Raw genomic sequence first — 16,435 nt, 5'->3', positions numbered from 1 at the left:
ATTTACCAATATATTTAAGTTTTCCAGGACTTAGGCTAGTGGTGAGGTGCGCGGTGCGCCCCCTACTCATTAGTAGATTCACGACTGCGAAATTAGCTGCACTTGCCCAGAAACAGCAGGACAAACCCCGATTCAATCTTCATCCGCTCCCCCCTCAATCCACACCGGCGCCGAACTCAAAATGCCGCGCAGCCCCGCTATCGGTTTGCTGACTTTGATTCCGTAGCGAGTAATCTCGAGTTCTCGCAGAGTTCTCTCGAAATTGCTGACTCGTTTTTTAATTACTCCGATCGCCTTGCGGATTTCTGTCCTATTATGCAATTGGCGTTCCAGATAGCGTATAAACAGAAGATTATCCGCCAAATAGCTAATTCCGATCTCGGTCAGCCGAAAATCTCCGCTAATGGCTTCTACCTCATTAATCAAGATAACGGTGACTCCCATATTCTTCAGATACTTGCACAAAGCGTGCAAATTGTTCACCAAATCTTGTCCCTGCATCGAAAGCTGATAGCCAGAAATACTGTCAATCATCACAATCCGCGTCTTTTCCTGCTCCACCTCCTGCCGTACCATACAGGCAAACTGATCCGGCGAGTACAGCAAAGGTTCCACGGGTATCACCGAAAGGCTTCCTTGTCCAATCATCGCCCCAACCGGGATGTTAACTGATTCGCAGCGGCGCAGCAGAGTAGAACTTGACTCCTCAAAAATGTAAACTACCGATCGCTCCCCCCTTCCTGCGGCTTCCTTCATAAACTGAATCCCCACCGTCGTTTTACCCACGCCGCTAGGCCCGCTAATCACCGTCACAGTCCCCCGTTCCAGTCCCCCGTGCAGCAGTTCGTCAATTTCTGGAACCCCAGAAGAAATTGCTTCAGCAACAAAATCCTGTTGAAAGTTGTCTGGAAGCAGTCGCGGAAATACCTCCATACCAGCCTGAGTCAGGCGCAGCGAATGGCGGCCGCTGCGGAAGTTAGAGCCTCGCAGCTTGGTGACAGTCAGGGCGCGTCCTTCAGGGCGCAGTTCTAAATAAATTACCCCGTCGCTGATGAATTGCAAATCGTCATCGGGAGCACTTGAAGTGCCTTCGGAGGTAAACACCACCGTCGCCCCCCCTTCGACTAAAAACCGCAGAAAAGACAAAACTTGCTTGCGAAACTGAAACTCATCCGCAGCTAAGTAGCGAAATTGAGTGATTGCGTCCAAAAACACCCGTTGTGGCTTGACAGCTTGGACTCGCTCGATAATCTTTTGTGTAGTCGGTTCTCGCTCCACCTCGGAGGGGGAGAAAATATCATAAGTCTGAACTTCTGTAAAAAATTCTGAGGATGGACTCAAATCGAGGAACGCCATCGCTTCCATATCAAAACCGAGACTTGTGGCATTGGCCCGCAATTGCGCTTCCGGTTCTCCTAAAGTAATAAACAGGGGCGTTTCTCCCAGAGCCACACCTGCTGCCAAAAAGTGAAAGCCCAGTGTAGTCTTGCCAGTACCCGGGCCGCCGCGCACCAGATAAGAGCGTTGAGGAATCAGGCCGCCGCCAATCACTTCGTTGAGACCGGTAATTCCCACAGAAATTCGGTTTTGAGACATTTGTTTCTTCATGTTTTGAATATCGGGCCCGTATTAATATTTAATGGTTTTAGGCAGTGTTTTGATAATTTTTTTTACCGGGCGTCTGATAACCTTCATGAAATCTTTTTCTACCGAAAATTACGTAAGCATACAAGAATTAGAAAGTATTGTCGGGGCTGCTGGCATCTGTCGCTGGCAAGATACAGAGCCATTTTGGCAAGAACGGGTAGAAAAAGCAGTTGCCCCCGACACGAAAATGGATTGTACTGTTTACCCCAATACTCAGGAAGAACTGGCGGCCGTCATTGCTTGGGCACAGCAACATCGCTGTGCAGTCTTGCCTTGTGGCAGTGGCAGCAAACTTGATTGGGGCGGTTTAGTTAAATTAGACTCCGATCCCCCCCGGCCCAGGGCGGGCACGGGGGCACCGCCCCTACAAAGGGGGGAGCAAGATGTTGTCAAAGTGGGTCTTTTTAAGGGGGATTTAAGGGTATCTCCTGATGCAGCGGGGCTTGTGGCTGTCAGCACTTCGCGCCTCAATCGGCTTGTAGAACACGCTGTGGGCGATTTAACGGTGACTGCGGAAGCGGGGATGAAGTTTGCGGATTTGCAACAAATTTTAGCTGCAGCAGGTCAATTTTTGCCGATCGATCCAGCATATCCGCAACAGGCAACTTTGGGCGGCATTGTCGCTACTGCTGATGCGGGTTCCTTGCGGCATCGCTATCGGGGGGTGAGAGATTTGCTATTGGGAATTACCTTTGTGCGATCGGACGGTAAAATTGCCGTAGCCGGGGGTCGAGTTGTTAAAAATGTCGCCGGTTACGACTTGATGAAACTGTTTACTGGTGCTTACGGCACATTGGGCGTCATAAGTCAAGTAACTTTCCGAGTTTATCCGCTGCCTGAATCATCGGGAACCGTAGTGCTGACAGGGGAAATTAATGCTTTGTCCCAAACGGCTCAAATCTTATTATCCTCTGCTTTGACACCAAGTGCCGTTGATTTGCTGTCACCTGAATTAGTCGCAAAATTAGGCTTAGGAAAGGGCACGGGATTAATCGTCAGATTTCAAAGTATCGCCCCAAGTGTTAAACAACAATCAGCCCGCTTGCTGGAAGTTGGCGAAAAGTTGGGTTTGCAAGGCACTAGCTACGGCGAAAATGATGAGAATCAGTTATGGCAAAGATTGCCAGAAACAATGTGGGATTCTGGCACAAAGTCGGCAATTATTTGCAAAATAGGAATCAGACCGTCGGAAGCTGTAACGGCAATTAACACATTGCCGATACAGAACGCTTGGATTCATGCAGGCAGCGGTTTGGGGGTTTTGCGGTTTGAGAATGCGACGGCGGATACGTTGTTGCAGGTACGCAGAGGGTGCGAAGCTAAAGGCGGTTTTCTGACTGTTTTAGCAGCGCCGACCGATATCAAGCAACAGTTAGATGTTTGGGGCTATACTGGAAGTGCGATCGATTTAATGCGCCGGATCAAACAGCAGTTTGACCCGGAAAATCTTTTGAGTCCCGATCGTTTTATCAGCGGTATTTAGTTTAAAGTTTATAGTCAGGAGTTGGGTATTTCTTGAATCCCGGTCTATGTCATTTGTGAACCAGATTTGTTTTTTAACGAACCGCGAAGGCGCGAAGACCGCGAAGAAAGAGAAAAGAAGAGAAGTTTTGTTTGCTTGATGGATTTAGGCTTGCTAAGCATAGCAACCGCGCCTGACTGTTAGGAAGTTCTTTTCTTAATTGCTGAAATATAAGCAATCGATTGCTTCTGACTTCTCTCCTAGATAACTAAACTTTTTTTCTTATTCCTTCTTTCTTCTTCCGACTTCCATCGGACTGACATCCGTTACATCCGTTACATCCCGTACATTGCTCGTTGCCGAACTTTCTCCCATATATGCAAACTTCAGAAAAATCTCAACTTCCCAGCGACAATTTAAGACCTGCAAAAGAAAGCAATTTTCTAGCACAAAATCCCCAATTACAAACCCTCGAAATCCCAGGTTTCGACGCGAACAATCCGCCCGATCCGAAATTAATCGACACTTGCGTACACTGTGGCTTTTGTTTGTCAACTTGTCCGAGTTATCGCGTACTCGGCAAAGAAATGGATTCCCCCAGAGGCCGCATTTATTTAATGGATGCAATTAACGAAGGCGACGCACCTTTAAACGAAGCAACCTCGCAGCATTTCGATACTTGTTTGGGCTGTTTGGCCTGCGTTACAACTTGTCCGTCTGGAGTTCAATACGACAAGTTAATTTCCGCTACTCGCCACCAAGTTACTAGAAATCAGGAACGCACTTTTTCCGACAATGTAATTCGCACTCTGATTTTTAATCTCTTCCCTTATCCTCACAGATTGCGGCCTTTGCTGGTACCGCTATTTATTTATCAAAAATTAGGACTGCCAAAACTTGTCCGCAAAACAGGTTTGCTGAAAAAAGTCTTTCCCCGCTTGGCGGCGATGGAATCAATTTTGCCGAAAGTTACTGTCGATTCTTTCCGGGATAATTTACCAGAGGTAATTCCGGCACAAGGGGAGAAACGCTATCGAGTCGGCGTGATTTTAGGCTGCGTGCAGCGGCTGTTATTTTCGCCAGTTAATGAGGCTACTGTGCGTGTTTTGACGGCTAACGGTTGCGAGGTTGTGGTTCCTAAAAGTCAGGGATGCTGTGCTGCTTTGCCGGAACACCAAGGCCAAGCCCAACAGGCGAAAGCCTTGGCGAGACAAATGATTGATAGCTTTGAAAATACGGGTGTTGATTTTGTGATTATCAACGCTGCTGGGTGCGGCCATACTTTGAAAGAATACGGTCACATTTTAACGGATGACCCTGATTATCGGGAGAAAGCTGAGAAATTTGCTGCTAATGTTAAGGACGTGCAAGAGTTTTTGGCAAGTGCGGGAATTACGGCGAAACTCAATCCTTTGATTGAGGGAGATTTGACAATTGTATATCAGGATGCTTGTCATTTGTTGCACGGGCAAAAGATTAGTTTGCAGCCGCGTCAGTTGCTGCAACAAATCCCTGGGGTGAAGTTAAAAGAACCTGTGGATGCGGCTTTGTGCTGCGGGAGTGCGGGGGTTTACAATATGCTTCAGCCGGAGGTTGCTGATGAGTTGGGTGTGCAAAAGGTGGAGAATTTGCTGAATACTGGGGCGGAGTTGATTGCTTCTTCTAATCCGGGTTGTTCTTTGCAAATTAAGAAGCATTTGGAGTTGCAGGGAAAAACAGTTACTTTGATGCACCCAATTGAGCTTTTGGATTATTCGATTCGCGGGGTGAAGTTGCTGAGGAAGTAGTTTTGTAGGGCGGGCGGTGTCTGCCCTATTTTCGCTGCTGAGTGAGATTTTTTTTATGAACCGCAGAGGGCGCAGAGGGCGCAGAGGAAGAGAAGAGAGAGAAATATGAATAGGTTATTGTATTGAGAAAGTACGCGCGGCTTAGCTATCCCGCTCTTAATCGCACTTTTCACTCTTCCTACAAGCTAAAATTAAATTAAACAGTCCCTAACCCCGGACAACAGTTATGGTAACTCAACTTAAGTCTCCTCAAAAACCTGATGTAATTTACCCCGACAGCGACGGCGAACCAATGTCAGACAATACCAAACAATTTCGCTGGATACTCATCATTCAACAAAATTTAGCGTGGCTATTTGCGGATGACCCGAATGTATTTGTCGCCGGAAATTTGCTGTGGTATCCTGTTGAAGGAGATAACAAAACTTCTATCGGCCCGGATGTGATGGTAGTCTTGGGCAGACCGAAAGGAGATAGGGGTTCTTACAAGCAGTGGGAAGAAGAAAATATCGCGCCACAAGTAGTGTTTGAAATTCTTTCTCCCGGTAACAGGCTAACAGAAATGAATAAAAAACAGGTATTTTACGATCGCCACGGGGTAGAGGAATATTACCTGTACGACCCGGAACGCAACGATTTCAGCGGTTGGATGCGTTCACAGGGGCGTTTGGACGTAATTGATGCGATCGAAAATTGGGTCAGTCCCCGACTGGGAATTCGCTTTGATTTGTCGGGTGAAGAGTTGCAAATTTATCGCCCTGACGGCCAACCGTTTACAAGTTATGAGGATGTTTCTCGCAGCTTGGAACAAGAACGACTGCGGGCAGAACAAGCTGAACAGCGGGCTGCTGTCCTAGCAGAAAGACTGCGATCGATGGGAATTGACCCGGAACAATTGTAAACTAGATGGGGGAAAAGACCATCGCACTTTTAAATTTTAGCAAAAGTGCGATCGGCATAATGACTAATGACTAATGACTATTTCCCGTCTTCTAACCTCAAAAAATGCACCTGTCCCGAAGCTTCCGCCACTAAGATTGTCACCCCATCCGGTGCAATAGCGCAAGCTTTCAAAGCACTATCTCCGCTGAAACTAGCAATTACTTCTCGACTTAACAAATCCCAAACTTTGAGAGTATTATCGTCCGAAACAGAAATTGCCTTTGTTCCCATAGTCGCCACCGATGTTACCGCATCTGCATGACCTGCCAAAGTAAAAACTTCTTTTCTACTTGACAAATCCCAAACTTTCAAATTCTGTTCCCGCCCTCCTGAAATCGCCCATTTGCCATCCGCCGTAACTGCCACAGCATTCACAAAACTCTCATGACCTTTGAGAGTGAAAAGTAGATTTTTGACGGCTAAATTCCAGAAATTTGCCAAAATATTCTTTTCTTTACCCAAACTCCAAATTTTCAGAGTTTGGTCGCCGGAAGCCGAAATAACCCGCTTGCTGTCGGGAGTAACTGCCACAGCTTTTATCCCGTCCTCATGACCTAAAAAAGTAAAAACTTCCTCTCCTGTTTCTAGATTCCAAACTTTAATAGTTTTGTCTCCAGAACCGGAAATCGCCATCGTTCCGTCTGGCGTCACTGCCACAGAATTTACCCAGTCTGTGTGACCCGTGAAAGTAAAGATTTCTTTTCCGGTTTCTATATCCCAAACTTTCACAGTTTTGTCGCCGGAACCCGAAACTACTCGCTTGCTATCCGGTGTGATTGCGATCGCTTTTACCCAATCTTGATGCCCCGAAATAGTTAAAATTTCCTGTCCCTTTTTGAGATTCCAGACTTTAATGCTGTTGTCTCCTGAACCGGAAATCGCTTTCGTACCGTCCGCCGTCACTGCTACGGCATTTACCCAGTCATCGTGACCTGCAAATGATAAATTTTCTTTGCCTGTTTCTAAGTGCCAAACTTTGAGAGTTTTGTCAGAGGAACCAGAAACTATCCTCTTGCCGTCCGGGGTAACGGCCACAGCATTCACTGGGGCTATGTGATTGGTAAAAGTGAAAAGTTCTTCTTTTGTTTCGAGATTCCAAACTTTCAGCGTTTTGTCGCCGGCAGCCGAAATTACCCGTTTGCCGTCGGGGGTAACAGCCACAGCTTGAACGAAACTGCTGTGTTTTCCTAAAGTGAAAAGTTGCTTTCTTTCTGACAAACTCCAGACTTGAACAGTTTCGTCGTAGCTGCCGGAAATTATTTTTTCGCCGTCGGGAGTAACGGCTACACTTTTTACCCAGTCTGTATGACCGGTGAGAGTAAAAAGTTCTTTTCCGGTTTCTATGTTCCAGACTTTCATGCTGTTGTCTCCCGACCCGGAAATTAACCGTTTGCTATCAGGACTTACTGCTACGGACTGGACAAAACTGCTGTGACCTTTGAAGTTAAAAATTACTTCCCTGCTTGTCAAATCCCAAACTTTAATACTGCCATCCCAAGAACCTGAAATTACTCGCTTGCCGTCGGGAGTTACTGCTACTGCTTCTACGGCAAAAGTATCGCCTGCAAAGGTAAATATTTCTGTCGCTGTTTCTAAATCCCAAATTTTAATTGTATTGTCCCAAGAACCGGAAATTACTTTAGTACCGTCGGGGGTTACAGCTACAGCATTGACGTAGGTAAGATGACCTTTGAGGGTGCCAAGTTCTTCTCCTGTTTCTAAGTGCCAAATTTTAAGAGTGTGGTCGGAGGACGCAGAAATTGCCCGCTTGCCGTCGGGGGTGATTGCTACACCTTGTACCCAGTCTGTATGTCCGGTGAGGGTACGCAGCAATCTCCCGCCGGGAGGGGTAAAGCTGGGCGTTAGCGGTCGCAGCCAGGGGGTTGTTTGATGTTTTGCCTGTGCTAGCAGGGCTTGAATTTCTGGACTTTCAAAGCGCATCAAGCGGGCTATTAGTTGGGTGGCTAGTTGGCTTTTATCTGCGGCTAGAATGTGGGCTGACAGCCGAATTGCTTCTTGGATTAATTTGAGTCGTTCGGCTTTTTGGTCTGAAATAATATCGGGACTTGTTGCTAAATCGTAATCTTCTATTAGCGCCTGTACTCCCGATGCTGACAGCTTGGCTTTAATAAAATTGTAATCTGTTAGTAAGCTGTATAATTTTTCGGAGTCTGAAGTCGCTGCTAGCTGACTGGGCAATATTCCCAGGTAGTTCGTCTGTTCTGCGGGCTGGATTTGATCCAGCCCTTGTTTAAACTCGGTCATAAATTTACGGATGTGTTCTTTAAATGTATACGATCGCTAGCTGCACCCTACCGAAAAGCCGATCGAGAATCTTTTCTCTTAGACTTAGCATGACATATTTGAATGCTATGTGCTATAGGCTTGCTGTCCTCGGTTTGGTGATGGTTCGATGAATTGCTTGTTTTTTAGTCGAAGTCTGCTTTGAGAATTTTCAAGCAGTGCGATTACAATAAATCGCGGCCAATATAATTCAACTCAGCAACGCCCAATTTACCGATTGAGCGACAAAAGCTGACATATATCTTTGTTTTTCTTAACATAGCGGCTCTTTGGGCAATGGTCGATCGATAAACACTCTCAAGCTAAAAATTTTCAGGTATCGCAATCCTATTGAAAGTGCGAAAAAGACTTTTTATAACGAAACATGATGGCGGATGCTCTAATTTTCTCTCAAGTCGGCCACATCAGGGAGGCAGATGTCCCCCTGGTTGGGTTTGCTACCAGGGCGGCATCTGCAATCTGTTTCACCTAAAGCTCTCAGAAAGCTTTGCAGGTGCGCCCCCTTCCTCTAAAATATAGAAAAGGACTTGCACTATTAAACCGGGTTTCTAGACAAAATCATTGGTTTGACCGCTAGGTACGTAGGAAGAAACCGGGTTTCTGACTCCATAGCGCGCAAGTCACGATCGCAAATAAAGCAGTATTGACTTTAGAGACAAATTTCATGGATGTTATCGAGTTTTTCGAGTTAAGTGCAGGTAAATGGTTTTCTCAGCGTACCGTACACAATCTCCATTCTGGGGAATTGCAGGCAGGTAAATCCGACCTCAAAATAGAAATACTGACAGCTAGCGATGCAGCAGTCGTTAAACTTTGCCAACAACACTCGATTAACCCGGCTTCAACTAAGCTAACTAGCGTTCGGATTAGTTGGGACGGTATTCCCGATCGCGACCAAGCTAAACAAATCGGTTCTACAATACTAGCGATCGTACCAAATCCCGACAATCCAAGCGAAGGCAAAGTGTTGCAAGACAAGGGTAATAGTCGCTACGTGATGGGCGACGACGTGCTGACATTGATTACAGAATCAGACACCCTCCATGCGGAAGAAAGGCTGTGGTATCTCATGCCCAATTTGCGGCTGCGGACTAGCGTTGTTAAGCAAGCTAACGGTACGGAACAAGCTTCTTTTTGTTCGGAAATTCGGATGGGAGTAAGTGCCCCAAGTGAAAAGTGAAAAATAACTATATAGTTCCCAAAGTTTACACTCTATTTCTGCTTTCTCCCTTCTTTCTTCGGCCTTCTCTGGCAATCGCTTTTAACTTGGTATGAAAATCAGTGTGTTTGACAACTGGGAATGATTTTGCCACAGGTTTGTCCGCTAATTTGTGCTCAACTTCGGCTCGATCGGCGAGGGCAGTAACAGCCACATCTTCATATACTACAAATTCTGTATTTTCTTTTGTGCGATCGTCGGCAGCAGGTAATTTTCCTGTTTCCTGGGCCTCTGTGTTTGGGACTTCTGCTTGAAGCGCCACATCCAGTTGCGCCTCTGACGGCCCACGCAAATCTAACTCTGCGGCACTTACTTCCGGTTCCTGGTGCGATAAAAGTATATCTTCCGGTGACAGTTGAGCAGCACTTTCCCCCGTTAAATTTTGAGGAAAATTATTGCATACCAAGCGTTCAAACTCGCGATTGAAATGATAGAGAGGTTGACCTATCCGATGCCACATACTCAATAGCTGTCCCACAGAAACAGCCTTGTAGCGCCCTTGATAAAGCGCTTCAACCACTGCTAAACGCAGCCAATAGCCGGGATACTTGGTCAGCCATTCACCCGCCAATTTCTCGGCTTTTTTGCCACCTAGGTCAAAACCGTAGTGAACCAGCAGAGCCGCTGCTTGTGCAGATATTGCGGTCACTTCTGTCATGTGTTGTCTGTTGACTGTTGACTGTTGACTGTTTTCTGTGGACTGTTTTCTGTTGACGGTTGGTTCAAAATTCCCAATGACCAATTCCCAATGACCAATTCCCAATCACTAATTACCAATTACCAATTGAATTAATCAGATAAACGCACTCCTCCTTCTACAGTTCGCGCGTCCCCGGAAAAAGGTTGGGGAGTCCCATTCCAGTTGAAGTCGCTAATTCTAAAAGTCAGGCTGCCGACTTGACGCTCAGGATTAAAACGCAAAATGATTGCGTAGCTGCGGCGGCTGTATTCTAGAGTGTAATTCGTACTGATTGTTTCCCCGCTTTCTAAATTAATAGCACTTTGAAATCCAACTCGAAAGCCTCCGTAAACTTGCTGGACAAGTCCAAAAGACAGGACTCTCAAATCTACTAGGCGATCGAATAAAAACGGCGATACACCGTCGCGCCCCACTTGGGTATAAGTCACGTTAAACCCAGTGTAATCGAGGAAAGGGCGGGAGAAATGACCGAACTGCCCTTGAATGCCGACGCTGGGGGCGAGGGAATTTTGTCGATCGCCACTGCTGTAATAAGTACCAACTCCCCGGAGTCCCAAGGCTAGTTGCAAGAAAGGAACCACCGGCGTCCGCGTATACCTCAAACCCTGGGTGGGAGTGCGGGGCAGCGGTTCGCCCTCCCACAAGTTGAAGCCGCGACTCAAGGCAAAGCTAACTTGGGAACGGCCCAGATCGATGCGGTTGTTTTCCCGCACTGGTTCGAGCAAGTCTGGTCGATCGGTGTCAGCATTGATAAATTGATACCCAGCTTGGTAGCTGAGATTGATGCCCGTGCCTCCGAGTGGGATGACTGGGGAAGTCAGGACTGCCCCCAGGCTGCTCTGCACGGTTTGAAAGCCCAGAGAACCGTTAAACAGTCGATCGCGATAACTGTATTCTGCGGCCAGAGTGTGAGTGCCGATCGACTGTCGCAGGCGCAAATTGCCCCGAAAGCTGTCTTCCGGCAAGTTCGGGAAATTTTCAAAACTCAGAAATATTGCCGATCCGTCCAGCCTGGTACGCGGGCCCAGACTAGCGCCCAACCTCGCTTTCAGCCCGTAGCTGTCGGGAGAAAACGGATTGCCGCCGTTCTCTGCCACGAGACGCTGCAGGTAAATTTGGGGCGTCAGAGTCAGCCGCACCGGCCCGTTTTGCAACACCTCAAAACCGCACTCGGCATACAAACCGCCGCGTTCGCCTCCGTCGTAGCCAAAGGTCAAACACGGGCCGCTCTGCTGCCTGCTGTCAAACACTTGCCTGCGGGGATACACGGGTATTTTCACTCGGTTGTCGAACACCAAGCGGGGTTTCGTTGTGACTAATTCCTCTGCCGTGGGCGAAATCCTTCTAATCGTCGCCGTCCGGGCCCTGTATTCAAATTCCGGGGGGGAAAACGGGTCGTTAGTAAGCCGAATGTTGGTTGCTACCCTCGCGCCGTCTGGCAGCAGTTCGATGCGTTCTGCTTCAAAGCGGATGCGGTTGACGGCGCCGACCACTTGGGGGGCTGCTAGCTGTCCACCCCCACCGAGAGTTACTGTAGCAGCGCCGGGGGATCTGACTCCGCGCAGGGGCTGCTGGCTGGTAATTCGATCGCTCAGTGGCTGTTCGAGAATCGTCCCGGCACTAATATCTGTCGGCAGTGTGGGAGTCAATTCGCTACCTGCTGCGGGCAGGAATATTTCGCCTCTTGCTTGTTCGACTGCGCCGCTGTTGAGGCCGAGATTGAACTCCATCCGCTGGCCGCGCACTACTTGTTGCCCGCGGGTATAGGCGACATTGCCGGATGCTACCACTTGGCGGGTGACTAAGTTGACAATCGCTCGATCGGCATCAATCACAGTTTGCCGGAACCGCACGACGACATTACCAACCGCCGTCACAATTTGCTGCTTGTCGTCGAATTCTTGGCTGTCAGCCTTAACTTCGATAGTATCGGCTGGAGTCACGGGAAAAGGCACCGTCCGCCCAGAAGGGGCGGTGCGGACTCCCGGCGCGGCTGGTTTAGGTTTCGGTGTCGGCGCAGGGGGGGTTCTGGGTGCGGGGGTGGTTGCTGGTGCGGGAATGTCGAACTGCTGTTGCCCGCTGGGTTCTGGTTCTAGGGCGGGTTCTGGAACGGGAATTTCAGCAGGTTGGGGAGAGTTATCTTCTAACTGTCGGCCTTGGGCCTGATACCAACTTTCCTGCTTTCCGGCAAGATTTCTCTCCTGTTTTCTCTGCGCCTCTGCGGTTCGTTCCCGATTCCGAATGGCAATGGCATTTTCTACCGAACCCAATTGGTAAGCTGTAAACGAGGAATCTTTCGGAGTTTCCGCAGTTTCGGGTTCTTCCACAGGGGCCTGACGCTGAAATCCCACCACTGCGTGGCCGCTTTCGACTTCCGCTAGGGGGTCGGCGATTTCTGGAGGCCCATCGGTGGCTGCAGTGGTGCCGAGGAGTGTGGCTGCGGGTTCTGCTGGGGCTGGTGTGGGTTCTGGCTGAACGATGTCTGGGCTTGGTTCCGGTATTTCTGCGGGGTTGCGGAGGGTGTCTCCATCGCCGGCCGCGACAGTGAGGGCGACTTTTTTTGGCTTTGCGATGTAGATGATGCCAGGGGGTTCTGGCGGCGGTACCGGATAGGGCATAGTTACTACAGGTAAGTCATCCGATTTTAGATTTTAGATTTTAGATTTTAGATTTTATAGGGTGCAATTTATTGAAAATTTTGCATCTAAAAGGTAACTGTTTAGAGATTAATCTGACATCTAAAATTTGCAGTGGCTTTGGCGCGCCGGAATAGGGCTGCTTTCAGAACTTGCTTCCGCCACAAGATAACCTCGCTGGCGGTGCGAGGTCAATCGATTTTAGATTTTAGATTTTAGATTTTAGATTTGAAGCATTTACCCCACGGATCAATTCGGGGGCTCCTTTATCGGATACAGGTTTTTTATTTCTGGACTGATGAATCAGGGGGCTTGTATCCTGGATGCTTGGATTGTCAAGTTTTGTCCGACTAATTTTTGCGGGTTTGTCGGCTGTTGCAGGGGCTGCGGTGACGCGCCCCTACTCTGCGGGCGAGATAAGTTGTTTATTCCATGTCTCTGCGGTTGGGGTTCCGGGCTGGGTCATTGGACAAAAATCCAAATATGAACAGGGAAACAAAAAATAAAACAACTACATTAACTACGATTTTGAGGGTTAGCACTGTGGGAGTCTCCAAAGATGGCCTAATACTGAGCTGATTTGCTGCTGTTGCCGCAACTTTTTTATCATAAGCTAAAGATTAGTCAATTTTATCTTTGCTTTTGAGGATTTTTGGCAAGTTGATTTTTGCCCAATTCCAGAGTTGCTCGGCGATGTTTTCTAGCCGCAGCATAACTCGATCGAGCCATTCGAGCACTTGTTCTAGGGGGTGCTTAATGTATCCCATCGATTCTGCTTTTGTTTCTAAGTATTCGCCCTCTGGTGGGACGCCTGCGCTGGGATTTTTTGGTTCAGCAGCAGCGCGGGTTGGGGCGGTGTATCTGCTGGTTTGCGGGGTGATTGCTGCTGGGGATTTGTTGTTTTGTGCGGTGTTCGGGTTGGTGTTTTTTGGCACTTGGGTTTCCGGCGCGCGCCCTGGGGTTGATTCTGCTGCGAGTGCAGAGCTATTTTTTTGAGTAACTGCTAAATCTGATAAATCAGATGCTGTTTGGGGTTGAGTATTTGGGCTTTTTGTGAGCAAGCTCTGTTTTAGCTGCCCTAGCAGGCGGTGAAGTGCTTCGGGGTAAGGGGATATTGAGACTGCGATCGATCGACCTTCGGGCAATTCTCCTACTTCTGCTATTTCCTGCTTGACTTTTGGGCTAGTTTGTGCTACATCGGTTTCGGAACTGCCGTCGATTAAATGCGGCGGTGCTGCTTCCCCGAATAAGTCTTGCCAGTTGAGCCACGGTCGATCGACCTCTGGGCTATTTTGGGTGTTTTCTTGTTCTTGTCGCTGTTTCAAATAATACTGAATTGCAACTGATTTCTCCGTATTATCACTGGCTGCCGTTTCTTTGCCCAAAAGGTGGTCTACTGACGACCAAATCATTTGTTCGATGTTTCTAGCGTATTTTTCGAGGATGTCACGGGCGGAAAAATCTACATTGGCATCTGTGCCGGATGTGTCAATTTTGACTCCGGGGGCTTCCGTGGGTGCGGCGGTTGTTTTTGCCGCTGGCGGGAGGGTTAATTCCTCGATGTTGACGGCGGCGCGATCGAGTAATGTAACAAAGGAGAGAGGAGTTGGGGGTCGATCGAACTTGCTGTTAAAATTAGTTTCTAGTTTTGGGGTATTGTGGTCGATCGAATTCGATGCCGCAATTGACTGCTGTGCGGTTTTTGCTTCGATCTGCGCGCGGGCTTTTTGGACTAGGATGGCATTGCGGTCGATCGATTTTTTAACTGCGAGGATTGATTCTCCAAACTGATTTCTTTTGAGGGCAACCGGACTCGTCTGAAGCCAGGCCATCAATTCCCAAAAACGACGCATCGGCGGTAACTGCGCTTTTTTCGCCGCTGACTCCAAACCGAGATTAAATTTTAATTCTTTTTGGGTAATTTCCCGTCGTTCCGGCCCGCTGTTGGCTACTTCCCAAGTTATGCAACCTTCAAGCATTTCCTGCTGTTCGGGTGTCAAAATATCTAATATCTGATTTTCTCTTCCCACCAATACTAAAGTGCGGGCTGGTATAAAACTGGCAATTCCCTCAACTTTCGGCTGGGGTTTTAATTCAGTTTTAGCCAGCGGGTGTTCTAAGACGGAAGTGGTTTGATGCTTGGCGGTTTGTCCGCTAAAATTGATAGCCGGATGTAAATCGCTAGCAGCATTTCCCTGATTTATTAACAGCGGGAAGCTGGCTAAAGTTTTCGCGGTTTGCGACGAGGTTAGTAAATTTTCGGCGAGGTGCAAAATTTCGGCGATCGAACTTTCTTCGGAAACTTCCCCCTGATACCAATTTTGTGGCAAATCGGCATTTTCGTCACCGCCAAATTCTTGCAGTTCCGGTAAATCTATTTTTTGACTTGATGCCCGCAACTGTCGGCCCAGCATTCGGGAACTTTGCACCAGCAAATAAGCTGGATAAAGCAGAATTTGGGTGGCGGTGAGAGTTGTTTCTTTAATTTGACGCCAAGTTCGATCGCAATTGTCGGCGACTTGGCGGGACTGTTTCGATATAAAATTTAATAATCGGCTTTGGTATGGGCCGTAGTAACCGTTGGACATAAGTTTAATTCTTGAATTCAGATTTTTGATTCGCGCCGGAATTGCTGAATTTGCTGTAAAATCAAAGCGATATCTTAATCGAAGCTTCAAACCCTCTGAAACCTTTATTTCTTCGCGTCCTACCCTTCGGGAACGGCTTCGCCGAACGCGTCTTCGCGGTTCGATATAAGATATTGCACCAATGTCAATAAGCCTTTTACTGACTGCAGGATGCCCACCCCCTACTCCCCACAAGAAAATTCACTCTTTGTGGAACAGGCATCTTGCCTGTTCTTGAGAATAGTGCAAGATGTGAGTTCAATCCGATTTTTGATTAATACACAATTCCTATTTTAGCGAAATATGAGCGCTTCTGTGTCACCTGCTAGCAACAATATTTCTGCCACTGTCGAAAAGTTGCGCCGCCTCAGCCAAGTGGAGGTTCAGTCTGGTTGGAGGTACTGCGATTCTGACTCTGCTGTCTCTTCGGTAAATATTTGTAACAGTCCTGTTGTCGAACTTAACAGCAAAGGACATATTACTTGGCCGTCGGGGAAGCAAGTTTTGTATTTGGGTCAGCAATTTGTAATTCCTGACAATTTGCACGGCTATCCTGTGGTTGGTTTGCGGTTGCTACTGGGCTTGACTTGGTGGGCGGAAGATGCTCAAATTTTTGTCAACGGCGAGTTGGTCGGACAGGGAGATTTATTTGATTTTGCCGATCGAGTTTTGTTGAGTTCGTCGGCCAATCCCGGAGATGAATTTTTAGTAATTTTGCGGTTGGTAAGTCCGGGTCACGATAGCGGTGCTTTAGTGCGATCGATTTGTTTGTACGAAGCTGCTGACTCTTCTTGTTTCGATCCGGGTTTTGTGGCTGCCGAATTAGAGATTTTGCAAAATTCGCTTAGTCGAAATTTAGAAATTAAAAATTCCCAATACCTCCCCACCGAAATAATAGCAAATCGCCCCAGGTTTGTCAAGGGGGAAATGCTGAAATCTGAGATTGATTTGGCTATGGGTTTGATTGATTGGGCGGCGGTGGGCGATCGCGATAAGTTCGATCGCTCGCTGTCTGTTTTGCGGCACAATTTACTGGGATATCTGCGGGCTTTTTTGGGGGATTTAGATGATGGAACCGCAGAGGACACAGAGGGCGCAGAGGGAGGAAGAA

10 protein-coding genes and 1 pseudogene are annotated in these 16,435 nt (G+C 47.8%); 5 read left to right on the top strand and 6 right to left on the bottom strand.

Annotated features, from left to right (window positions below; translation table 11 throughout):
• Nucleotides 1–132: 132 nt before the first annotated feature.
• Nucleotides 133–1,596 carry an ATPase domain-containing protein gene (locus QUA88_RS15065; protein WP_333053090.1) on the bottom strand — a complete coding sequence of 488 codons (1,464 nt, stop codon included), beginning with the start codon at nt 1,594–1,596 and terminating at the stop codon, nt 133–135.
• Nucleotides 1,597–1,693: 97 nt separating this feature from the next.
• Between QUA88_RS15065 and QUA88_RS15060 the strand changes: the two genes are divergently transcribed.
• The 3 genes from QUA88_RS15060 to QUA88_RS15050 all read left to right on the top strand — a co-directional run bounded on the left by QUA88_RS15060 (nt 1,694) and on the right by QUA88_RS15050 (nt 5,797).
• On the top strand, nt 1,694–3,130 hold the full coding sequence (locus QUA88_RS15060) for an FAD-binding oxidoreductase (RefSeq protein ID WP_333053089.1): 1,437 nt from the start codon (nt 1,694–1,696) through the stop codon (nt 3,128–3,130).
• A gap of 356 nt (nt 3,131–3,486) precedes the next feature.
• Entirely contained in the window at nt 3,487–4,896 is a 1,410-nt protein-coding gene (locus QUA88_RS15055; protein ID WP_333272415.1) for a heterodisulfide reductase-related iron-sulfur binding cluster, read from the top strand.
• Nucleotides 4,897–5,122: 226 nt separating this feature from the next.
• Complete coding sequence (locus QUA88_RS15050; RefSeq protein ID WP_333053086.1) at nt 5,123–5,797, top strand: Uma2 family endonuclease; 675 nt, start codon at nt 5,123–5,125, stop codon at nt 5,795–5,797.
• 77 nt (nt 5,798–5,874) lie between these two features.
• Here QUA88_RS15050 and QUA88_RS15045 read toward each other — a convergent pair whose 3' ends face one another.
• Nucleotides 5,875–8,103, bottom strand: a complete 2,229-nt coding sequence (locus QUA88_RS15045; RefSeq protein ID WP_333053084.1) for a hypothetical protein — start codon at nt 8,101–8,103, stop codon at nt 5,875–5,877.
• Nucleotides 8,104–8,806: 703 nt separating this feature from the next.
• Between QUA88_RS15045 and QUA88_RS15040 the strand changes: the two genes are divergently transcribed.
• On the top strand, nt 8,807–9,322 hold the full coding sequence (locus QUA88_RS15040) for a phycobiliprotein lyase (protein WP_333053082.1): 516 nt from the start codon (nt 8,807–8,809) through the stop codon (nt 9,320–9,322).
• 25 nt (nt 9,323–9,347) lie between these two features.
• Here QUA88_RS15040 and QUA88_RS15035 read toward each other — a convergent pair whose 3' ends face one another.
• The 4 genes from QUA88_RS15035 to QUA88_RS15020 form a co-directional block, all read right to left on the bottom strand.
• Nucleotides 9,348–10,019 carry a hypothetical protein gene (locus QUA88_RS15035; protein WP_333053080.1) on the bottom strand — a complete coding sequence of 224 codons (672 nt, stop codon included), beginning with the start codon at nt 10,017–10,019 and terminating at the stop codon, nt 9,348–9,350.
• Nucleotides 10,020–10,150: 131 nt separating this feature from the next.
• Nucleotides 10,151–12,679, bottom strand: a complete 2,529-nt coding sequence (locus QUA88_RS15030) for a DUF3769 domain-containing protein (protein WP_333272411.1) — start codon at nt 12,677–12,679, stop codon at nt 10,151–10,153.
• Between the two features lie 443 nt (nt 12,680–13,122).
• Nucleotides 13,123–13,239: a photosystem II reaction center protein I gene (locus tag QUA88_RS15025; RefSeq protein WP_039887172.1), complete on the bottom strand. Its 117-nt coding sequence runs from the start codon at nt 13,237–13,239 to the stop codon at nt 13,123–13,125.
• A 78-nt stretch (nt 13,240–13,317) separates the two neighbouring features.
• On the bottom strand, nt 13,318–15,285 hold the full coding sequence (locus QUA88_RS15020) for a hypothetical protein (RefSeq protein ID WP_333272408.1): 1,968 nt from the start codon (nt 15,283–15,285) through the stop codon (nt 13,318–13,320).
• A gap of 342 nt (nt 15,286–15,627) precedes the next feature.
• On the opposite strand from QUA88_RS15020, the pseudogene QUA88_RS15015 reads away from it, so the two are divergent.
• Nucleotides 15,628–16,435: pseudogene (locus QUA88_RS15015) on the top strand (alpha-mannosidase); the annotation flags it as partial.

This window comes from Microcoleus sp. D3_18_C2, assembly GCF_036702395.1.
GTDB lineage: Bacteria > Cyanobacteriota > Cyanobacteriia > Cyanobacteriales > Microcoleaceae > Microcoleus.
Note: the sequence above shows the minus strand (reverse complement) of the source record. Positions and strands in the feature narration are given on the sequence as shown.